Raw genomic sequence first — 21,945 nt, 5'->3', positions numbered from 1 at the left:
AGGAGACCAGGATGAAACGTGTATTTATCATGGTGCTGGATTCGTTTGGAATCGGCTCCAGTAAAGACGCCGATCGCTTTGGCGATGCAGGCTCGGATACCCTTGGCCACATCGCCGAGGCGTGCTTCAACGGGGAAGCGGATAAAGGACGTCAGGGGCCGCTGCATTTGCCGAATCTGACGGCGCTGGGGCTGGGTAAAGCGGCGGAGGCCTCCACCGGTCGCTTCCCGCCGGGGCTGGATAAACACGCTGAAATTACCGGCGCTTATGCTTACGCCAGCGAGCTGTCGTCCGGCAAAGATACGCCGTCCGGCCACTGGGAAATTGCCGGCGTGCCGGTGCTGTTCGACTGGGGCTACTTCAGCGACGTCGAGAACAGCTTCCCGCAGGCGCTGCTCGACGAGCTGGTGGAAAAGGCGCAGCTGCCGGGCTATCTCGGTAACTGCCACGCCTCGGGGACGGTGATCCTCGACAGGCTGGGCGAAGAGCATATGAAAAGCGGCAAGCCGATTTTCTATACCTCCGCGGATTCGGTGTTCCAGATTGCCTGCCATGAAGAGACTTTCGGGCTGGATCGTCTGTACGAACTCTGTGAAATCGCCCGTGAAGTCCTCACCGAAGGCGGCTACAACATTGGCCGGGTGATCGCCCGTCCGTTCGTCGGCGACAAGGCCGGCAGCTTTGAACGCACCGGCAACCGTCACGACCTGGCGGTAGAGCCGCCGTCCGCCACCGTGCTGAAAAAGCTGGTGGACGAGCAGGGCGGTGAGGTGGTGTCCGTCGGTAAAATCGCCGATATCTATGCCCACGTCGGCATCACCAAAAAGGTGAAGGCCACCGGGCTGGACGCGCTGTTTGACGCAACGGTGAAAGAGATGGCGATTGCGCCGGATAACAGCATCGTGTTCACCAACTTCGTTGACTTTGACTCCACCTGGGGCCACCGTCGCGATATTCCTGGCTATGCCGGCGGGCTGGAGCTGTTTGACCGCCGCCTGCCGGAGCTGATGGCGCAGGTGAAAGAGGGTGATATCCTGATCCTCACCGCTGACCACGGCTGCGATCCAAGCTGGCCGGGCACTGAACACACCCGCGAACATATTCCGGTGCTGATCTACGGCCCGGGCGTCAAGCCGGGTTATCTGGGCTACCGCGATACCTTCGCCGATATCGGCCAGACCGTGGCACGCTATTTTGGCCTCTCCGATATGGATTACGGCAAATCAATGCTGTAAAACAGCGCACCTCATTCTGTAACCGGGGCGAAAGCCCCGGCATGACTTTAAAAGGATAACAACATGGCTACGCCTCATATTAACGCTGAACTGGGTGATTTCGCCGACGTGGTACTGATGCCGGGCGATCCGCTGCGCGCTAAGCACATCGCGGAAACCTTCCTGGATGGCGCGGTTGAAGTGAACAACGTGCGCGGCATGCTCGGTTACACCGGCACCTATAAAGGCCGTAAGATCTCGGTGATGGGTCACGGTATGGGCATCCCGTCCTGCTCGATCTACGCCAAAGAGCTGATCACCGACTTCGGCGTGAAGAAGATCATCCGCGTGGGTTCCTGCGGCGCGGTGCGTGAAGACGTGAAGCTGCGTGACGTGGTGATCGGGATGGGTGCCTGCACCGATTCCAAAGTGAACCGCATGCGCTTCAAAGACCACGATTTTGCGGCGATTGCCGACTTCGACATGGTGCGTAACGCGGTTGACGCGGCCAAAGCGCTGGGCGTGGACGCGCGCGTCGGCAACATCTTCTCCGCCGACCTGTTTTACAGCCCGGATCCGCAGATGTTCGACGTGATGGAGAAGTACGGCATCCTCGGCGTTGAGATGGAAGCGGCCGGTATCTACGGCGTGGCGGCAGAGTTCGGTGCGAAAGCGCTGACCATCTGCACCGTGTCGGACCATATCCGCACCCACGAGCAGACCACCGCTGCCGAACGCCAGACCACCTTCAACGATATGATTAAGATCGCGCTGGAGTCGGTACTGCTGGGCGACAACGCCTGATAAACCGGTGAGGCCGGCCCCCGGCCTCACCGTTCACCCGGCTCACCCGTTCGGCGGGCTGCCGCCGGGTAATTCGCCGTACCCCCCTTTCTTTCAGCAATCCCCCTCGGCTTTTCAGCCGGATCGCCGGTCATCACGCGTTTTTTGATCCACTCTGCCTTTCAGTCGCGGCCTCAGGCTGTTCAGCTACGATCGCGGGCGGGCCGCTGGATGCGGCCACCCTGCAGGCCAGGCTGGACGTCAGCCAGGCGACTGGCAGCACTTTGCCGGTCTGCCCTGGTACCTCAGCGATTTGCGGCCGCAGGGGTTTCTCGGGCGGGCCATGTGGCCACTCCGCTGGCGACGGATGGCATTGCCAAAGCTTTAGTCGTTGCTGATGGGGTTTCGGCACAGGGCCGTACCCTCAGCCTTTGTGGATGTCTTAACGGCTGTGCCCGCTGCCGCGCTTATTCATGTCGTCATCGCGGCCTTTAGCGCTGCCGGCGTTTCCTTTATCGTTCTCTGCGCTGACGCCGTCGAAGCTGACGGCATTGTTGCCCTCTTTGTTGAGGATGGCACCGATGCTCTCTTTATTGCCGCCGCCGCTGCTCCCGGCGCTGATGCTGGTCTCTTCAGCCTGGTCGTCCTGCGGGTCGCCATCATGGATGCGAATGGTCAGGCCGCTGCCCTGGCTGGCATTGTCCGGCTCCTCTTCATCATCCTCTCTGACCGGATTATTGGCGGTTAACAGGAACGGTGACTGCTGCCAGCGGGTGCGGCGGTCGCGCAGCAGGGTACGGGTGAGAATAATGCCGATGGCCAGCGCCAGCAGCAGCATCAGGCGCAGAATATTGGTGGTGTTATCCACCTGGCGGGATTCGGTGACCAGCACGTGGGTATCCAGCGTCACGCGCAGAAAGCCGCGCGGCCCCTCTTTGCTGGCCAGCGGCTGCACAATCTGATGGTTGAAGTAGCTGCCGGCCCGCTGACCGTCCAGCGCCAGCCTGTCGCGCACGTTGATGCTCTCGCCGCTGTGCGCCAGCAGCGAGCCTTCATCGTCGTAGACCGAGGCGTCAAGAATGCGGCTGTCGTGGGTCAGCTGGTCGAGGGTATCGACGATTTTCTGGTGGTTATCGTCGCTGTTATCCATCAGCGGCGTCAGGCTCCACGCCACCTGGCGCGTCAGAGTGTGCGCCAGCTCTTCCACCTGCTCCGAGCGCGCCATCTGGTGGCCGAGGCTGAACCAGGAGGCACCCTGCATCAGCACCACCAGCAGCGCCAGGCTGATCAGTACGATCACCGTGCGGTGCAGGCGAAATTTCAGTTTGGCTTTAGCCATCACAACCCTTCAAAAATGGTGGAACGATCCTCGCTTTATGTTGCCAGAAGGCGGCCTGACAAGGTAGCCTTTCGCCAGGTTTTATACTGGTCCGGTGAGCGGGCGGCGAGGCGCGAGGCGCTCTGCACGCTCATCCACCGCATAACAATGCTTAATCAGTCCCTGCAGGAGCCGTAATGCCGAATAGTCTGACCTGGTGCGATCTGCCCGCCGATGTTTCCGAATGGCCGGGTTTACCCCTTTCCCTGAGCGGCGATGAAGTGATGCCGCTGGACTACCGTGCCGGGCGCACCGGTTGGTTACTGTACGGACGCCAGCTGGATAAAGCGGCGCTGACCGCCTACCAGCACCGCCTGGGTGCCGCGATGGTGATCGTCAGCGCGTGGAGCATTGAGGATTATCACGTGGTACGCCTGGCCGGCTCACTGACGCCGTTTGCCGCGCAGCTGGCCCACGACGCCGGGCTGGACGTGGCGCCGCTGGGTAAAATCCCGCACCTGAAAACGCCGGGCCTGCTGGTGATGGATATGGACTCCACCGCGATTGAGATCGAGTGCATCGACGAGATCGCTAAGCTGGCCGGCAGCGGCGAGCTGGTGGCAGAAGTGACCGAACGGGCCATGCGCGGCGAGCTGGACTTTGCTGCCAGCCTGCGCCAGCGCGTCGCCACCCTGAAGGGGGCGGACGCCAATATTCTGAAGCAGGTGCGCGACGAGCTGCCGCTGATGCCGGGGCTGACCTCGCTGGTGCACAAGCTGCAGGCGCTGGGCTGGCAGGTGGCGATCGCCTCCGGCGGCTTCACCTACTTTGCCGAATACCTGCGTGACAGCCTGCACCTGTCGGCGATTGCCGCCAACGTGCTGGAGATCCGCGATGGCAAACTGACCGGTGAAGTGCTGGGCGATATCGTTGATGCACAGTACAAAGCGAACACCCTGCGCCAGCTGGCTGAACGTTTCGGCATCGCGCCGGAGCAGACCGTGGCCGTGGGTGATGGCGCTAACGATCTGCCGATGATCAAAGCCTCCGGGCTGGGCATTGCCTACCATGCCAAGCCAAAAGTGAACGAACAAACCGAAGTGACCATTCGCCACGCCGATCTGATGGGGGTGTTCTGCATCCTCAGCGGCAGCCTGATCCACGAAGAACGTTAAGGGGAAGCTTTGGCCAAAGCGGTAAAACGTGCCTTTGTCTGCAACGAATGCGGTGCAGACTACCCACGCTGGCAGGGGCAGTGCAGCGCCTGCCAGGCCTGGAACACCATCACCGAGATGCGGCTTGCCGCCTCGCCTGCCGCGGCGCGTAACGAGCGCCTCTCCGGCTATGCGGGCAGCGTCGCCGGCCCGAGCCGGGTGCAGAAACTCTCCGAAATCAGCCTCGAAGCGCTGCCGCGCTTCAGCACCGGTTTTAAAGAGTTTGACCGCGTGCTCGGCGGCGGCGTGGTGCCCGGCAGCGCCATTCTGATCGGCGGTAACCCCGGCGCGGGGAAAAGTACCCTGCTGCTGCAGACGCTGTGCAGGCTCTCTGAGTCGATGAAAACTCTCTACGTCACCGGTGAAGAGTCGCTGCAGCAGGTGGCGATGCGCGCCCACCGGCTGGGGCTGCCGACCGAAAACCTCTATATGCTGTCGGAAACCAGCATCGAGCAGATCTGCCTGATCGCCGAACAGGAGCAGCCGAAGCTGATGGTGATCGACTCGATCCAGGTGATGCATATGGCCGACATCCAGTCGTCGCCGGGCAGCGTGGCGCAGGTGCGCGAAACCGCCGCCTATCTCACCCGTTTTGCCAAAACCACCGGCGTGGCGATCGTGATGGTCGGTCACGTCACCAAAGACGGCTCGCTGGCCGGGCCCAAGGTGCTGGAGCACTGCATCGACTGTTCGGTACTGCTGGACGGCGACGCGGACTCGCGTTACCGCACCCTGCGTAGCCATAAAAACCGCTTCGGCGCGGTGAATGAGCTGGGGGTGTTTGCCATGACCGAGCAGGGGCTGCGCGAGGTCAGCAACCCGTCGGCGATCTTCTTAAGCCGCGGCGACGAAGTAACCTCCGGCAGCTCGGTGATGGTGCTGTGGGAGGGCACGCGGCCGCTGCTGGTTGAGATCCAGGCGCTGGTCGATCACTCGATGATGGGTAACCCCCGGCGCGTGGCGGTGGGGCTGGAGCAGAACCGGCTGGCGATCCTGCTGGCGGTGCTGCACCGTCACGGCGGCCTGCAGATGGCCGACCAGGACGTGTTCGTTAACGTGGTTGGCGGCGTCAAGGTCACCGAGACCAGCGCCGACCTGGCGCTGATGCTGTCGATGGTCTCCAGCCTGCGCGATCGTCCGCTGCCGCAGGATCTGGTGGTGTTCGGTGAAGTGGGGCTGGCCGGAGAAATCCGCCCGGTGCCGAGCGGCCAGGAGCGCATCTCTGAGGCGGCCAAGCACGGCTTCCGCCGGGCGATCGTGCCCGCGGCCAACGTGCCGAAGAAGATGCCGGAAAACATGAAGGTGTACGGCGTAAAAAAACTGGCGGATGCGCTGTCGATCCTTGACGACCTGTAATCATACGCGGACGCGCTGTTGAGCCCCGACGACCTGTGATTACACGCGGATGCGCTGTCGGGCCCCGGCGTTCGGTAATGACAGACTGATGTGCCGCCGGTGCCCGGCAGACTATACTCAACGGCGGGCTGTGATCGCCCGCCATCCCCCGCAGGAGGCTTGTTGTGTCGTCATTTGACTATCTGAAAACGGCTATTCGTCAGCAGGGCTGCACGCTGCAGCAGGTGGCGGATGCCAGCGGTATGACCAAGGGCTACCTCAGCCAGCTGTTGAACGCCAAGATTAAAAGCCCCAGCGCACAGAAGCTGGAAGCCCTGCACCGGTTTCTCGGGCTGGAGTTCCCGCGCCGTGAGAAGACCATCGGCGTAGTGTTCGGCAAGTTTTACCCGCTGCATACCGGCCATATTTACCTGATCCAGCGCGCCTGCAGCCAGGTGGACGAGCTGCATATCATCATGGGCTATGACGAGCCGCGTGACCGCCAGCTGTTTGAAGACAGCGCCATGTCGCAACAGCCGACGGTCAGCGATCGCCTGCGCTGGCTGCTGCAGACCTTTAAGTACCAGAAAAATATCCGCATCCATTCCTTTAACGAAGAGGGGATGGAGCCCTATCCCCACGGCTGGGACGTCTGGAGCCGCGGCGTGAAGGCGTTTCTCGACGATCGCGGCATCGTGCCCGACCGTATCTACACCAGCGAAGAGGGGGACGCCGAACAGTTCAGCGCCCATCTGGGCGTAGAGACGGTAGTCATCGACCCAAAGCGCACCTTTATGAGCATCAGCGGCGGGCAGATCCGTCAGGACCCGTTCCGCTACTGGGAGTATATTCCTACCGAAGTGAAGCCGTTCTTTGTGCGCACCGTGGCGATCCTCGGCGGCGAGTCGAGCGGCAAGTCGACGCTGGTCAACAAGCTGGCAAACATCTTCAACACCACCAGCGCGTGGGAGTTTGGCCGCGATTACGTCTTCTCGCACCTGGGTGGCGACGAGATGGCGCTGCAGTACTCCGACTACGATAAAATCGCGCTGGGCCAGGCGCAGTACATCGACTTCGCGGTCAAGTACGCTAACAAGGTGGCGTTTATCGACACCGACTTTGTCACCACTCAGGCATTCTGCAAAAAGTACGAGGGACGTGAGCACCCGTTCGTGCAGGCGCTGATCGACGAATACCGCTTTGACCTGGTGATTCTGGTAGAGAACAACGTGCCCTGGGTGGCCGACGGCCTGCGCAGCCTCGGCAGCTCGGTGGATCGCAAAGAGTTCCAGGAGCTGCTGATCGCCATGCTCAACGAGAACGACATCAGTTTTGTACGCGTCGAGCAGGATAACTACGACGAGCGCTTCCTGCGCTGCGTGGAACTGGTGAAGGAGATGCTGGGGGTGTAACGGGCAGGGCGGATCGACGATCCGCCCGCTGGCGGCCTAAAAGTAGTAACCCATGTTCAGATTGCTACGAAAATACCATTTGTCGCTGCCCGCCGAACGGGTGGACGTCCACCCGGTGGCGTTCAATGCACCTCCCCACGGATTGGCATTGGTTGACCAGGTAAAGTCGAGCCAGAACATCACCGGTAGCGCGAACAGCTGTACGCCCAGCGTTTCCATCTGTGAATCAGACCAGCCCTTTTTATCCTTCCACAGCACGCTGTAATCGGTATAAAAGCGCAGCTTGCTGACCGGCCCCCAGCGCACCCCGAGATCGCGAGCCAGGTTAAGTGAGGCCGTGGTGGCTTTAGCCGGAATCAGATAAGCGGGCGTCAGCCCGTTGCCACCCATCAGGATCGTCGATCGATCGCTGCCCGGGGGATCCTTCGGCGCGTACTGGTAGCGGATCAGCTGGCTGGTCAGGTGCCAGTCGTCGATATTCAGCATGGTGTGCGCACCCGCCGCCCAGAACGTCCCGTTGCCACCGCTGCTGTGGTTAACCAGACGGGCGGCCGCCAGCGAAGCGCCAAACTCATTGTTCCAGCGCCCGCTTTTCACCGTTCGTGCCAGCCGCAGATTGAGCTGGTCACGCTTCTCGTTAAACTGCCGGTGGTGCGGGCCATACAGCGTATTTTTCAGCTCCCCGTAGTAGCCGGTATCAGGGGCGTAGCGCACCCCTGGCGGCAGCATTTCCGGAAACCAGGCGGCATCCAGTGTCCAGTCCGCATCCTGATAGCGATAGCGGGCCCCCAGTCCGCTGTTAACGGCAAAACCGAGAAAGAACGGAATATGGTAGGACCAGCCAAACTGCGGGTAGGGCATCAGACCAAAAGGTTTATAAGGTGCCCCCAGCTGCACCTGCTGTTGCTGAGTCACATGCCAGGCAATAAAGGTGCGATCAATCGCATATTTATGATTTTCCTGAAACCAGAATCCGGAATCAAAGGACAGGTTATTATAATAACCACTACTGTCAACGCGGAACGTGTCAAAACGCAAGTGTGGTGGGTTACGATTATTACTGGTGTTCCAGTCCTCATAGCGATAATTCGACCGCAGGGCACCGCCAATATCCACCCCCGAATGGTTATCCGTGCTCTGCCAGTGCAGGTGGGGAACGGGGGGCGGGCCAGCCTGTGCAGGGATAGTGTGTGTTATAATAAAAATAATGAATAAAATCGTATGGTTGCGCATAAAGCCTCCTGTTTATTATCAATCAGCATCCGTAGCAGGTACAGCGATGAACACAGTTATATCTGGCATTCTCCAGCATGGCTTACTCTGTAAGATTAAGGTTTTTGTGAGTTTCATATATAAAATTGCAAGGCTGTTTCTGGTGAGTTAAATAATTTCACTGTGTTCTTTCATATCACCATCAATTAAAGATGTCAGAGTGTCAAGATGAATAAAGGTGAAGTGCGGGCGGCGTTCAATTAAAACGCGTCAATAACAGGGCGGGGGATTATTGAATCATATAATAAGATGATTAACCTTAAAGAGTGAAGAGTGAAGAGTGAAGAGTGAAGAGTGAAGAGTGAAGAGTGAAGAGTAACGGGTGAGGAATTACGGTGACAGATGGAAGGGAGAAAAGTGAAGGGTTAGGGGGACGTGGGGAGTATCAAGTGTGAAACGGGCGGATGGCATCCTGCCTGGGCCGGGTGCGGGTACCCGTTTCACATTGATCCGGCACCGTTAGTGCCGGATCAGAATCAGTACACCATCACCACTTTCCCACGCATATGCCCTTCCAGCACCAGCCGGTGGGCCTCGGTCAGCGTCTCAACGCTCAGGCCGTGCAGGGTGGTGCTCAGCGAGGTGCTGATTTTGCCTCCATCCAGCAGTTTTGCGGTGGCGTCGAGGATCTCTCCCTGACGGGCGATATCCGGCGTGGTGAACATGCTGCGGGTGTACATAAATTCGAAGTGCAGCGCGGCGCTTTTCAGCTTCAGCTGATCCATCGCCAGCGGCTTTTCGTTCTCAACGATGGTGCAGATCTGCCCCTGTGGCGCAATCAGCTGGCCGATCGCCGGCCAGTGACCGTCGGTGTCGTTCAGGCAGAAGATATAGTCGACCTGCTTAATGCCGTGTTTTTCCAGCTCGCCTGCCATATCTTTATAGTCGATCACCAGGTCGGCACCGCGATCGCGGCACCACTGCGCCGAATCGGGGCGCGAGGCGGTGGCAATCACTTTCACCTGACTGTGCAGCTTCGCGAAAGGAATGGCCAGTGAGCCGACGCCGCCCGCACCGCCGATAATCAGCAGGGTTTTGCCTTCGCCATCGCGATCTATATGCAGGCGGTCAAACAGCCCTTCCCAGGCGGTCAGCGCGGTCAGCGGAATGGCCGCCGACTCTGCCCAGTTAAGCGTTTCAGGTTTGTGGCCGGTGATGCGCGCATCGACCAGCTGTTGCGTGGCGTTGCTGCCGGGGCGGGTGATATCCCCGGCATAATACACCTCATCGCCGGCCTTAAAGCCGCTCACTTTGCTGCCGACGGCCAGTACCACGCCGCTGGCATCCCAGCCCAGCACGCGCGGCTGCTGCAGGCCGTTTTTCTGCGCGCCCTTATGTACCTTGGTATCCACCGGGTTAACGGAGGCGGCTTTTACTTCCACCAGCAGGTCGTACTCGCCCGGCTGCGGCAGTGGTTGTTCAATGGCGATAAACTGCTGTGGGTTTTTCGGGTCAATGGCAATAGCTTTAACAGTCATTCTGATTCTCCTTGATTGATACACAGAGTGTAGAAGCTGCACGGCTGGATGATAATATGGACAATAACGCAAACACTGTTCTTTCAGGGTGAACAATCATGTTTAAGCAGCTGCAGGATATGGCGCTGTTCGCGCTGGTCGCCGAATGCGGAAGTTTCACCGCCGCCGCCGCGCGCGCAGGCCTGCCGAAGTCCAGCGTCAGCCAGCGGATCGGTCAGCTGGAGCAGTCGCTGGGGCTACGTCTGATTAACCGCACCACCCGCCAGCTGAATCTGACCTTCGCCGGCGAGCGCTACCTGGTACACTGCCAGGAGATGCTGCAGGCCAGCGAGCGGGCCGGCCAGGCGATTGAGCGGCTGCGCGATAATCCCAGCGGCCGCCTGCGCATCACCTCTCCCGCAGGGATCGGTGCCACGCTGCTGGCGCGGGTGAATGCCGCTTTTCAGCGTGAATACCCGGACGTGACGCTGGAGGTGTTTGTCTCAGATACGATCCGCGATCTGGTGCAGGAGGGCTTTGATATCGCCCTGCGCACCGGGCAGCCGCAGGATTCATCGCTGATCGGGCGACGGGTTGGCTACTGCGACCGGCTGCTGGTGGCCTCGCCGGATTATCTGGCCGCGCATGGACCGTTGCTGCACCCGCGCCAGCTGGCAGAACACCGCTGTATTGCCCATCAGGCGTGGAATGAGTGGCTGTTAAAGCGTGAAGACGACTACTATCGCTGGTTGCTGCCGCCGGCGCATATGACCGACAACCTGGTGTATGCCCGCGAGTGCGCGCTGCACGACGCCGGTATTACCCTGCTGCCGCGCTTTCTCAGCGAAGAGTCGGTGCAGGCGGGTCGTCTGGTGCAGGTGCTGCCGGCGTGGCAGATGGAGGGCAACGAACTGTGGCTGGTCTACCCGAGCCGCAAGCTGAATTCGCCGGCGCTGGCCTGTTTTATCGACTTTGCGCTGCAGTCACCCCAGTTGCGCCAGTTCTATTGTTGAAATGCGATATTTAATACTGATGTCATTAATATATTAACCCTCATCATCCTGGTCTGAATTCTACCAGGCTGATAGTATCTGATTGTAATTATGCTTTACTATCTGGTTATTTGGGTTTTTTTATTATGATGAAGATTTTAACCGCGCTCTCAATTTCAATTTTTACTTTGCCTGTGTTTGCGGTTGATTTAAAGGTTAATGTCAGTGGTGAGGTTTTTTTTCCTCCGTGTGTTATTAATAACGGCAAGGCAATTGATGTCGATTTAGGTAGCATCAACTATGATGACATCAATGGAATTAATAATGCCAAATCAGTAGATATCCCGGTTAGCTGCACTTATTATGAACCTGCTCCTTATGTCACCTTCATGGGGGCGGTGCTGCCTGGTGCCCCGAACAATGTTCTTAAAGCAGATAAAGATGTCGACAGTGCAGTTAGTATGGGTATTGCACTTTACGAGGGGGAGGGGGTAGCTAAAGATCGTGCTATTAATATTACTGGCCTGACCTCAGGCTTTCCCCTGCAGAATGGCGCTATTAAAGGATTTACGCTCACCGCTGTTCCCTTTAAAAATAGCACCAAACCCTTTAGCGGAAATTTCAGGGCAACGGCTGTGATGACAGTAAAGTATCTGTGATTTATCCGTGTCTGTACATTAAATTAGTGGGTTTATAATGAGCATTTTAAAAACACCAGGTTTTTTAAATGTCCTGGTTCCTTTGATGTCTGTTATCAGTTCAGCAGCCGTTGCCGGCTATAACAATATCCTGTGGGTGCCGGTCAGTAAGGATATCATTCCTCAGGTAACCTTATCTGATAACCAGAGTAGTAATTTAACAAAAATGATTTCGATTAAGCCGTTCTCTGGCTATGCGCAAATGAAGGCCGTGGATGCTGAGTGCGTCAGTTTTTCAAAGAACGGCACTAAAATGTCGACCCAATGGATAAAATATCCTAATAGCGGTGAGTTACCGGGTGGTCTAAAGTGGTCGTTAACGTTAAATCCAGCTGGAGCCGGTGGACCTTATCCTGGGAACGAGGTCGGTGGAACAAATGACTACAAATTCATGCCTTTTGCACAAAAAACAGAACCTTATAAAAATCAGTCTTGCATAAAAACAGGGGGTATAGTCAGCTGGACGATATCTTCTGGTGGGATACTAACCGGTACGCTGAGTTTTGATGAGGCTCAGGCTCGGCCTGGTGTTTATAACCTGGTTATACCGCTGTCCTGGGGTTATGAAGAAAATAAAATTTCGGGTGGTGACAGCGGCAACGTTTGGCAAAGGATTGGGGGAGCACTCAATGAAGGCACCATGGTTATGGCGCAGACAACATTTACGCTGCAGTCTCAATGCAGTTATAATATGAACGATATTAATCTGTCCCATGGATCGATAACTCTTGATGGCCATACTACTTCCTATCCTTCCAACAACTATCCGTTGCAAATTAAATGTAAGAACGGAACGACCACTGTTAACGTGTCCATTGTTGGCAACAGCCTGGTACCTGGTAAAACGGAGAACTTCACGCCCTGTGGCGAGGGTGGGAATTGTGAACTGACATTTGATACATCAATAAAAAATGACGTGTGGAACGAAAAAATTGATGTTAATGGTCATGAAACCATCAACGTTAAGTCCAGTTACCACCCTGGCAGCAGTCCGGTAGCGGGAAAATTTAATGGCAGTGGCATCTTAAAAATCAGAGTAGAGTAATTCTCACCCTGCGCGTTTTCAGTAAAAAAAAAGCGGGTTTCCCCGCTTTTTTCATTACTTGGTCATACGCTTATACTTGATACGCTTCGGCTCCAGCGCTTCGGCGCCCAGCGTGCGTTTCTTGTACTCTTCGTACTCGGTAAAGTTACCTTCGAAGAACTCGATCTTACCTTCATCCTGGTAGTCCAGAATGTGGGTGGCGATACGGTCAAGGAACCAGCGGTCATGCGAGATCACCATCGCGCAGCCCGGGAACTCCAGCAGGGCGTTTTCCAGCGCGCGCAGGGTTTCGATGTCCAGGTCGTTGGTTGGTTCATCCAGCAGCAGCATGTTGCCGCCAACCTGCAGCAGCTTCGCCAGGTGCAGACGACCGCGCTCACCACCGGAGAGTTCACCGACGCGTTTGCCCTGGTCGACGCCTTTAAAGTTAAAGCGGCCGACGTAGGCGCGGCTTGGCATCTCGGTGTTGCCGATACGCATAATATCCTGTCCACCGGAGACTTCTTCCCACACGGTTTTGCTGTTATCCATACTGTCGCGGAACTGATCGACGGAAGCCAGCTTAACGGTTTCACCCAGCACGATATCGCCGGAGTCAGGCTGCTCCTGACCGGACATCATGCGGAACAGGGTGGATTTACCCGCGCCGTTCGGGCCGATGATGCCGACAATCGCGCCCTTCGGTACAGAGAAGGAGAGATCGTCAATCAGCAGGCGGTCGCCGTAGGATTTACGCAGGTTGCTGACTTCCAGCACTTTGTCACCCAGACGGGCACCCGGCGGAATAAACAGTTCGTTGGTTTCGTTACGCTTCTGGTATTCGGTGTTGTTCAGCTCTTCAAAGCGGGCCAGACGCGCCTTACCTTTCGACTGCTGGCCTTTGGCACCTTTACGCACCCACTCCAGCTCTTTCTCAATCGATTTGCGGCGGGCGGCTTCGGAAGAGGCTTCCTGCGCCAGACGTGCGTCTTTCTGCTCCAGCCAGGAGGAGTAGTTACCTTCCCACGGGATGCCTTCGCCGCGGTCCAGCTCGAGGATCCAGCCGGCTACGTTGTCGAGGAAGTAACGGTCGTGGGTGATCGCCACCACGGTGCCCTCGAAGTCGTGCAGGAAGCGTTCCAGCCAGGCCACGGATTCTGCATCCAGGTGGTTGGTAGGTTCGTCCAGCAGCAGCATGTCCGGTTTTTCCAGCAGCAGGCGGCACAGTGCCACGCGGCGGCGTTCACCACCTGACAGGTTAGCCACTTTCGCATCCCAGTCCGGCAGGCGCAGCGCATCGGCAGCACGCTCCAGCTGAGTATTCAGGTTGTGGCCGTCGTGGGCCTGGATAATCTCTTCCAGTACGCCCTGCTCTTTGGCCAGTTTGTCGAAGTCGGCGTCTTCTTCCGCGTACAGTGCGTACACTTCATCCAGACGCTTCAGCGCACCGACCACTTCGGCTACCGCCTCTTCCACCGACTCGCGCACGGTGTGTTCAAGATTCAGCTGGGGTTCCTGCGGCAGATAGCCGATTTTCAGGCCCGGCTGCGGACGTGCTTCGCCTTCGATATCTTTATCGATGCCGGCCATGATGCGCAGCAGGGTGGATTTACCCGCACCGTTCAGACCCAGTACGCCGATCTTGGCACCCGGGAAGAAGCTGAGGGAGATGTTTTTTAAAATATGACGCTTCGGCGGAACGACTTTGCCGACGCGATGCATGCTGTAGACGAATTGAGCCACGGTAGGGAGAGCCTCTTTTCTGGTTGCCCGTTCAAACCACGGAGTTTAGCTGTTTTCCCCGCTTAATCACAGCCGGATGACGGTGGAATATCCTGAATTCAGCGGCGAGGGTTTGAGGGATAAACACCTGCCACTATGCCGTTTTTATTGACGTACAGATCATGGTGATATCGATGGGGGGGTGAACGTGGCGGAGAGCCAGGCCGGCGTTGAGATCCCTGTGTGGGTCACTCTCCGGCGAGGCGGTTAAGGTGTCAGCACCGGAATGCCCGCATCCCACGCCGGTACGCTGTCGCTTATCAGCGTGTCAAAGGCACCGAGTTCGGCGATGCGGGCGGGCAGAACCTTGCCAAACTTGCTGCTGTCGGCCACCAGGTATTTGATGCGGGCGCGTTGAAGCGCCAGGTGTTTAATCGGCAGTTCGTTAAGGTTGTAGCAGCTGGCACCCTGCTGCGGGTCGATGCCCGCCGCTGAAATAAAGGCCTTATCCGGGCACAGGCTGTCCATCACCTGCGGCTGCCCCAGCGGAGTGAAGATGGCGTTATCCGGGTGGAACTCGCCGCCGCAAAGGATCACCCGGCAGGCCGCTTTCTCCTTCAGCGCCAGAAAAGTGTTCATCGCACAGCAGACGGCGGTGAAGGGCAGCGCGTCGTCAATCGCTTCAATAATCCAGGGTACGGTGGTGCCACAGTCAAACCACACCGTATCACTGGCGACAATCAGGCTGGCGGCCAGTTCGCCGAGCGCTTTTTTCTCTGCGATATGCTGCCCCTGCTGATCGGAGACAAAATAGTGCACCTGGTTACGCAGCGGATCGCCGACCACATAGCCGCCCAGCAGCACCACCGGTGCCTGGCCATCGCTGAGATCGCGGCGAATGGTCATCTCCGAGACGCCCAGCTGGCGGGCGGCCTCCCGCAGATGCAGTTTGTCGGTGCGTTTCAGCAGCTGAGCCAGCTTTGAGATACGCTCGTCGCGCCGGGTTTCCATTGTGCTTTTAATTTCCATTGTCGCCGCTGAGAAGTGAAGGTGAACGATTGTTGTGAGCAACAGCCAGCCTGCAGTTTACCCGCAGAGAGAGAGTGGCGTAAACCGTCGGGGAAGAAAGGTGGGGAGGAACAGGGCGGCGGGCCGCCCTGTTGGCTTAGGCCGCCGTAGTGCGGGTGAGCGGGCGGGGGGGCAGCAGCGCGGCGCGGATGGCCTCATGGCAGAGGATGATCGAGTGATGGCTGGCGGCCAGCGGGATCACCTGCAGCTGCGAGCAGATCTGACCCAGACCGTTGTCAGTGATGGCCAGTAGTTCAGCGCCGTCCATGCCCTCCAGGCTGAGGTCGGCAAACTCGGTGGCTTTAAACAGCGTGACGCGGCTGTGGCACAGCGGAGCGCTGAGCGGCTGGTTGTTCATCGCCAGTTCGGTGGCCTCGGCCCGCAGCGCCCGTTCTGCGGCTTCGCCTTCAATACCGAGCATCGCCAGGATCGGCGCCAGCATGCCGGGAACGATACGCTGCTGCAGCGGGGTCTGGTAAAGACTGTCCAGCAGGCACAGGTGGATATTCCGGTAGCCGCGCTGCTCCAGCTGTGACGCCATCTCCAGCGCGATGACTCCACCCAGAGACCAGCCGAGCAGGCGGATCGGCTGGTCCGGCGGCGTCCCCTCCGTAAGCAAATGCTGCAGATAGTAGCCCGCCAGCGCCGACAGGCTGGCGATCGGTGGCTGGTGGAACAGGTTGTAATTGTTAACGCCGATGGCGTTGAGCTGCCCCGTCAGGGCGTCGGCCAGCTCGCGGTAGATTTCACAGCCAACCACCGCCGGATGCACCATCCAGACTTCACCGCCGGCGGTCGGCGGATTGAGCCGCTGTGTCAGGCGAAAGGCCTGCGGCGGCTGATTGAGCTGCAGCAGGAGTTTTTGCAGCGGCAGCGGCGTGGCGGCGCTGGCATCCGTCGTGGGCTGTATACGCCGTTGCGTAATCATCTCCGCCTGCGCGCTCAGCGTAGCGTGGGCAAACAGGTTTTTCATCTGCAGCGCCACCCCGTCGCGTTTCAGCCGTACCATCAGCTGAATAGCGTGCAGCGAGTGGCCGCCGAGCGCGAAGAAGTCATCGTCGCGGCCAACCCGATCAACCTGTAAAATTTCCTGCCACAACGCGGCCAGCTGACATTCGTCTTCCCCCTCCGGCGCCTGCCATGCGCGCTGCAGCGGCTGCAGGGTCGGCTGCGGCAGCGCGTTACGATCCAGCTTGCCGTTGGGCGACAAAGGTAGCGCCTGCAGGGGGATAAACAGCGCCGGGATCATCGACTCCGGCATCACCTTTTTCAGCTGCTGCCGCAGCGACTCCGCCTGTACGTGCTGCTCCGCGGCCACCAGCCACGCCACCAGACGCTTATCGCCGTGGCCGTCGTCGCAGGCGCTGACCACCGCATCCTCCACGCCCTCCAGCGCGAGCAGCTGCTGTTCAATTTCCCCCAGCTCAATGCGCACGCCGTGGATCTTGACCTGAAAGTCGTTGCGGCCCAGGTACTCAATGCTGCCGTCGGGCAGGCGGCGCGCCAGGTCGCCGGTTTTGTACAGCCGGGCAGCGGGGTCGTTGCTGAACGGATCGGCAATAAAACGCTCGGCGTTCAGCTCCGCGCGGTTCAGGTAGCCGCGCGCTACCTGCACGCCGCCAATGTGCAGCTCTCCGTGGGTGCCGGGGGGCAGCGGTTGCAGCTGGCGATCGAGAATATAGAGGCGGGTGTTGGCGACCGGCCTGCCGATCGGCACCTGCGCATCGTCCGCGCGGCAGTGCCAGTATGAAACGTCGACGGCGGCTTCGGTGGGGCCGTAGAGGTTATGCAACTCTGCCGCCGGCAGCAGCTGATAGAAACGCTGTACCACCGTCAGCGGCAGGGCTTCGCCGCTGCACATCACTTTTTTCAGGCTGGCACACTGAGCCATCTCCGCATGGCGTAAAAACAGCTGCAGCATTGACGGCACAAAATGCAGCGTGGTGACCCGCTGTTCGGCGATAAAGGCGCTCAGATAGTCCGGATCCTGATGGCCGCCGGGGCGGGCGATCGCCAGCCGGGCGCCGACCATCAACGGCCAGAAGAACTCCCACACCGAGACGTCAAAGCTGAACGGGGTTTTCTGCAGTACGGTATCGGCGGCGGTCAGCTGATACTGCTGTTGCATCCACTGCAGCCGGTTCATCACCCCGAGGTGCTCGTTCATCACCCCCTTGGGTTTGCCGGTAGAGCCGGAGGTATAGATGACATAGGCCAGCGAGCGCTGTGGCTGCTCCGCAACGTCAGGCAGGTTGTCCTGCGGCAGAGTCTGCCAGCGGTGCGCGTCGCGCTGCAGATGATAGTGGTGGATATCGGCGGGTAGCAGCGGCAACAGCGCCTGTTCGCCGGCATCATCCAGCAGCGCCAGCCGGGCACCGCAGTCGCCGATCATATGGCGCAGACGGTCGGCCGGGTAGTCAGGATCCAGCGGTACGTAAGCGCCACCGGCTTTCAGGATAGCCAGCAGCGCCACCACCATCTCAGCGCTGCGGGCGGCACACAGCGCTACGCGCTGGTCGGGTACGACGCCGCTGACGCGCAGCTGCGCGGCCAGCTGATTAGCCTGCTGGTTAAGCGACAGGTAGCTGAGCGCCAGCCCTTCGCCGCACAGTGCGGGGGCGTCTGGCGTGCGCAGCACCTGCTGTTCAAACCAGCGGTGGATGCCGCCGGGCAGCAGCCAGCGGCGATCCGTCTGGTTCCACTGGCCGAAGACCCGTTGCTGTTCGTCCGGCAGCAGCAGCGGAATGGTCGCCAGCGGCACCTCTGCGTTGCTGTCCAGAACGTGGGCCAGCATCTGCATCAGGCGGTTGGCGCTGCGCTCTGCCTGTTCGGCGCTGAACCAGGCCTGGTTGAAGTTGAACTCGACCAGCGGCTCATCCTGCGGATGGTAGTGGCGCAGATAGACGCCCAGCGGCAGTTGCTCAAAGCCGTGGTGCATAATTTCCACCTTCAGACGGCTGCCCTCCAGCTCAATATCGGTAGGAAACACCTCCAGCGAAAAACTCAGGTCGAACAGCTGGCGGCGGCCCTGCTGGCCGAGTTTCAGGTGACGGTTAAGTTCGGCGACAGGGAAACGCTGGTGGCGGTAGCAGCGGCGCAGCTCGGCAGCGATCTGTTGCATCAGGGCGCTGAACGGCTGGCGGTGGTCGATCTGCAGGCGCAGCGGGATCATCGACGAGAACATGCCCAGCGTCTGCTTGTGCTGCGCTCCGCTGCGGTTGTGCACCGGGATGCCGATGATCGCCTCATCCACCTGCTTCAGGCGCGCCGACCAGCAGGCCAGCAGCGCGACCATCAGATGCATCGGCGAACAGCCGTGGGCGGCAGACAGCGCGCTGAGCCGGGCGAAGGCGGCCAGCGACAGGTGACGGTTGATCTGCTGGCTGGGGCAGGGACCCGCCGTTTCATACCCCGGACGGCGTTCCAGCGGGTGAAGCTGTACGTCGCTGAAGCGGCTCAGCCAGAAGGCGCGGTCCCGTTCATAGCGGGTGGAGGTCTGGTAGGCGCAATCGTTGGCGATAAATTCACCGTAACCCACGATCGGGCCATCGTCCGCCTGCACTCCGCTTTTTAATTTTTTATAACGCTCCACGATGGTTGCGCTCAGCAATGATATAGACGTGCCGTCGGCAATCAGATGATGAGCGCTGATTAACCACAAGTGGTGGTTCTCATCTGTTTTAATCATCAGGCAGCGCCAAAGTAATTCATCGTACAGTTTGAAGGGAGAATTAAATCGTTCTTTCAGGAAATAACGGGCTTTCGCGGCAGCCTCTTTTTCCTGACTAAAGTTGTGGTATTCAAGATGAATGTCTTTTGTTGGTACTGTCGTCTGCACAATGCCGGACTCACTCTCTTCCAGCCGGGTCCTCAGCGCATCATGCTCGGCAAGGGTTTGATTTATTGCCTTATTAAACAGTTGGATATCAATATCTCTCTCAATTCGCCACAGTGTGCCGACGTTATAGCAGGGTGTTTCCGGGGTCAGCAACTGGTCGAGCCAGACGGCCTGTTGTACGCTAGTTAACGGATAATTAGACACGCGGGGGCCTCCATTAAAGGATCGGTAATTTTTTATCGCTACAGTACGGGAAAGTAGTATAGGAATATTTCTGAAATATGAAATGAAATTAGTTTATTTCGTTATGAGCATTTTTCAGTTTCCATGCGGGATAATATTTTTCGTTATGAGATTTAAGTCTCATAATGAGATTTCAGTTTAATTAAAATTAAAAAATGAGAATTATCAGGACGCGGCTAACCTGGGATTATTTCGTTTTCGGCAGCCGAACGCCGCCGGTGCGGCAGGCGCATTCGCCAGATTATCAGGGACAATTCCGTAAATATTTGTGCAGTGCATGGCAGAAGCTGCCAGGGCACGTTAGCATGAGAGGGGTTATTCAGGATCAATCAGGTAAAGTGGGGAGCGTCATGGCAGACAAGTGGCAGTGGTGGCTGGCGGCAGCCTGTGTAGCGGCAACGGTGGGCAGCGCCCGCGCGGATTCGCTGGATGAACAGCGGGCGCGTTATCTGCAGATTAAGCAGGCGTGGGACAGTAAACAGATGGACACCGTTGAGCGGCTGATGCCGACGCTGCGCGATTATCCGCTGTACCCCTATCTTGAATATCGCCAGCTCACTCAGGATCTCGGGCAGGAGACCGGGCTGGCGATCAACGCCTTTATTCAGCGTTATCCGACGCTGCCGCCGGTGCGTTCGCTGCCGGCACGATTTGTGAATGAACTGGCCCGCCGCGAAGACTGGCAGGGGCTGCTGGTGTTCAGCCCGCAGGAGCCAAAACCGGTGGCCGCCCGCTGTAACTGGTATTACGCCAAATGGGCCACCGGCCAGCAGCAGGTCGCCTGGGACGGAGCCAAATCGATCTGGCTGACCGGCAGTTCGCTGCCCGCCAGCTGCGACAAGCTGTTTACCGTCTGGCAGCAGGCGGGGCAGCAGAATCCGATCACCACTCTGGAACGCATCCGGCTGGCGATGAAGGCCGGCAACGGCAGCCTGGTCAGTTTCCTCGCTAAACAGCTGCCGGAGGATTACCAGACTATCGCCAATGCGGTGATGGATCTGCAAAATAATCCGGCCAACGTTGAAGGATTCGCCCGCAGCGTCGGCCCGACCGACTTTACCCGCCAGGCGACGCTGATTGGCTTTACCGCGCTGGCACGTAAGGACGCGGAGAGCGCCCGCCAGATGGTCCCGTCGCTGATTCAGCTGCAAAAGCTCGATGAGCAGCAGGCGCAGGAGTTTAAAGAGGCGGTAGCCTGGCAGCTGATGGGCAAGGATGTCACCAGCGATCAGGCGCGCTGGCGTGATGACGTGGTGATGCGCACCGAGTCGACCACGCTGCTGGAGCGCCGGGTGCGCATGTCGCTGGGCAATAACGACCGCCGCGGCCTGAACACCTGGATCGCCCGCCTGCCGCTGGAAGCGAAAGCGAAAGACGAGTGGCAGTACTGGCAGGCCGACCTGCTGCTGGAGCGCGGACGCAAGGAGGAAGCCGGGGATATTCTGCGCAAACTGATGAAAGAGCGCGGCTTCTATCCGATGGTGGCCGCCCAGCGCCTCGGTGTCGACTATCCGTTGCAGATTGACCGCGCGCCGGCTGTTGACAACAGCCTGACCGGCGGCCCGGAGATGGCCCGCGTGCGCGAGCTGATGTACTGGGGGATGGATAACCTGGCGCGCAGCGAGTGGAGCTATCTGGTGACCAGCCGGCCGACCGCGCAGCAGCAGATGCTGGCCAGCTACGCCCGTCAGCAGAACTGGTGGGATCTCAGCGTGCAAACCACCATCACCGGCAAGCTGTGGAACAGCCTGCAGGAGCGCTTCCCGCTGGCCTGGCAGCCGCAGTTCACTCGTGCGGTGAGCGATAAGAGCATCCCGCCGAGCTACGCAATGGCCATCGCCCGTCAGGAGAGCGCGTGGAACCCGAAAGCCCGTTCGCCGGTCGGGGCCTCCGGGCTGATGCAGGTGATGCCGGCCACCGCGCAGCATACGGTGACCAAATTCGGCATCCCGGGCTACAGCAACAGTAGCCAGCTGCTGGACGCCGAGACCAATATTCAGATCGGTACTCAGTATCTGGAGTCGGTCTATCAGCAGTTCGGCCAGAACCGCATCTTTGCCTCGGCGGCCTACAATGCCGGGCCGGGCCGGGTGCGCACCTGGCAGGGCAACAGCGCCGGGCAGCTGGACGTGGTGGCGTTCATTGAAACCATTCCGTTCTCGGAAACGCGTGGCTACGTGAAGAACGTACTGGCCTACGACGCCTATTACCGATACTTCCTCGACAAACCTGACCGGCTGTTCTCCGACAGCGAATGGCAACAGCGCTACTGACCGCCTGCGCCGCAGATGCGCGGGCGGCTTCACGTCCTTAAACGAAAATGGTAAGCTGCTGTACTAGTTCAATAGTATGGCG

At 58.9% G+C, this 21,945-nt stretch carries 14 protein-coding genes and 2 pseudogenes; 10 read left to right on the top strand and 6 right to left on the bottom strand.

Annotated elements, in window-relative coordinates; all coding sequences use genetic code 11:
• The first annotated feature begins 11 nt into the window (after positions 1-11).
• From deoB to GKQ23_RS23990, 3 genes and pseudogenes are all read left to right on the top strand, one after another.
• The gene (gene deoB / locus GKQ23_RS20455) at positions 12-1,235 is read left to right on the top strand and encodes a phosphopentomutase (RefSeq protein WP_212409298.1); all 1,224 of its coding nucleotides are present in this window, start codon (positions 12-14) and stop codon (positions 1,233-1,235) included.
• A 63-nt stretch (positions 1,236-1,298) separates the two neighbouring features.
• Positions 1,299-2,018, top strand: coding sequence for a purine-nucleoside phosphorylase (gene deoD / locus GKQ23_RS20450; RefSeq protein WP_056235810.1), 720 nt, complete (start codon positions 1,299-1,301; stop codon positions 2,016-2,018).
• A 247-nt stretch (positions 2,019-2,265) separates the two neighbouring features.
• Positions 2,266-2,340: pseudogene (locus tag GKQ23_RS23990) on the top strand (hypothetical protein); the annotation flags it as partial.
• A gap of 351 nt (positions 2,341-2,691) precedes the next feature.
• On the opposite strand, the pseudogene GKQ23_RS20445 reads toward GKQ23_RS23990, so the two are convergent.
• A pseudogene (locus GKQ23_RS20445) lies at positions 2,692-3,336 on the bottom strand (YtjB family periplasmic protein); the annotation flags it as partial.
• Positions 3,337-3,512: 176 nt separating this feature from the next.
• Between GKQ23_RS20445 and serB the strand changes: the two are divergent.
• The 3 genes from serB (at position 3,513) to nadR (ending at position 7,276) form a co-directional block, all read left to right on the top strand.
• Positions 3,513-4,490, top strand: coding sequence for a phosphoserine phosphatase (gene serB / locus GKQ23_RS20440; protein WP_056235817.1), 978 nt, complete (start codon positions 3,513-3,515; stop codon positions 4,488-4,490).
• Between the two features lie 9 nt (positions 4,491-4,499).
• Positions 4,500-5,885: a DNA repair protein RadA gene (gene radA, locus GKQ23_RS20435; RefSeq protein WP_056235818.1), complete on the top strand. Its 1,386-nt coding sequence runs from the start codon at positions 4,500-4,502 to the stop codon at positions 5,883-5,885.
• Between the two features lie 164 nt (positions 5,886-6,049).
• Positions 6,050-7,276, top strand: coding sequence for a multifunctional transcriptional regulator/nicotinamide-nucleotide adenylyltransferase/ribosylnicotinamide kinase NadR (gene nadR / locus GKQ23_RS20430; RefSeq protein WP_212409297.1), 1,227 nt, complete (start codon positions 6,050-6,052; stop codon positions 7,274-7,276).
• A 36-nt stretch (positions 7,277-7,312) separates the two neighbouring features.
• Here nadR and GKQ23_RS20425 read toward each other — a convergent pair whose 3' ends face one another.
• Positions 7,313-8,191 (bottom strand): hypothetical protein, encoded by an 879-nt coding sequence (locus GKQ23_RS20425; RefSeq protein ID WP_249168437.1) that lies wholly within the window; start codon positions 8,189-8,191, stop codon positions 7,313-7,315.
• Positions 8,192-9,024: 833 nt separating this feature from the next.
• Positions 9,025-10,026: a zinc-binding alcohol dehydrogenase family protein gene (locus GKQ23_RS20420; RefSeq protein WP_212409295.1), complete on the bottom strand. Its 1,002-nt coding sequence runs from the start codon at positions 10,024-10,026 to the stop codon at positions 9,025-9,027.
• 95 nt (positions 10,027-10,121) lie between these two features.
• Between GKQ23_RS20420 and GKQ23_RS20415 the strand changes: the two genes are divergently transcribed.
• From GKQ23_RS20415 to GKQ23_RS20405, 3 genes are all read left to right on the top strand, one after another.
• Positions 10,122-11,018, top strand: coding sequence for a LysR family transcriptional regulator (locus GKQ23_RS20415; RefSeq protein ID WP_056235825.1), 897 nt, complete (start codon positions 10,122-10,124; stop codon positions 11,016-11,018).
• Positions 11,019-11,143: 125 nt separating this feature from the next.
• A complete protein-coding gene (locus GKQ23_RS20410; RefSeq protein ID WP_056235827.1) occupies positions 11,144-11,656 on the top strand; it encodes a fimbrial protein in 513 nt (170 codons plus the stop codon).
• 37 nt (positions 11,657-11,693) lie between these two features.
• The gene (locus GKQ23_RS20405) at positions 11,694-12,740 is read left to right on the top strand and encodes a hypothetical protein (protein ID WP_212409294.1); all 1,047 of its coding nucleotides are present in this window, start codon (positions 11,694-11,696) and stop codon (positions 12,738-12,740) included.
• Positions 12,741-12,794: 54 nt separating this feature from the next.
• Here GKQ23_RS20405 and ettA read toward each other — a convergent pair whose 3' ends face one another.
• The 3 genes from ettA to GKQ23_RS20390 all read right to left on the bottom strand — a co-directional run bounded on the left by ettA (position 12,795) and on the right by GKQ23_RS20390 (position 19,551).
• Positions 12,795-14,462: an energy-dependent translational throttle protein EttA gene (ettA, locus tag GKQ23_RS20400; RefSeq protein ID WP_072166348.1), complete on the bottom strand. Its 1,668-nt coding sequence runs from the start codon at positions 14,460-14,462 to the stop codon at positions 12,795-12,797.
• Between the two features lie 246 nt (positions 14,463-14,708).
• A complete protein-coding gene (deoR, locus tag GKQ23_RS20395; RefSeq protein ID WP_212411906.1) occupies positions 14,709-15,452 on the bottom strand; it encodes a DNA-binding transcriptional repressor DeoR in 744 nt (247 codons plus the stop codon).
• Positions 15,453-15,606: 154 nt separating this feature from the next.
• Entirely contained in the window at positions 15,607-19,551 is a 3,945-nt protein-coding gene (locus tag GKQ23_RS20390) for a non-ribosomal peptide synthetase (RefSeq protein ID WP_212409293.1), read from the bottom strand.
• 389 nt (positions 19,552-19,940) lie between these two features.
• On the opposite strand from GKQ23_RS20390, the gene sltY reads away from it, so the two are divergent.
• Positions 19,941-21,863 carry a murein transglycosylase gene (gene sltY, locus GKQ23_RS20385; protein ID WP_056235834.1) on the top strand — a complete coding sequence of 641 codons (1,923 nt, stop codon included), beginning with the start codon at positions 19,941-19,943 and terminating at the stop codon, positions 21,861-21,863.
• Positions 21,864-21,945 lie beyond the last annotated feature (82 nt).

The organism is Erwinia sp. E602, assembly GCF_018141005.1.
GTDB lineage: Bacteria > Pseudomonadota > Gammaproteobacteria > Enterobacterales > Enterobacteriaceae > Erwinia.
This window is presented reverse-complemented; position numbering and strand designations above follow the sequence as displayed.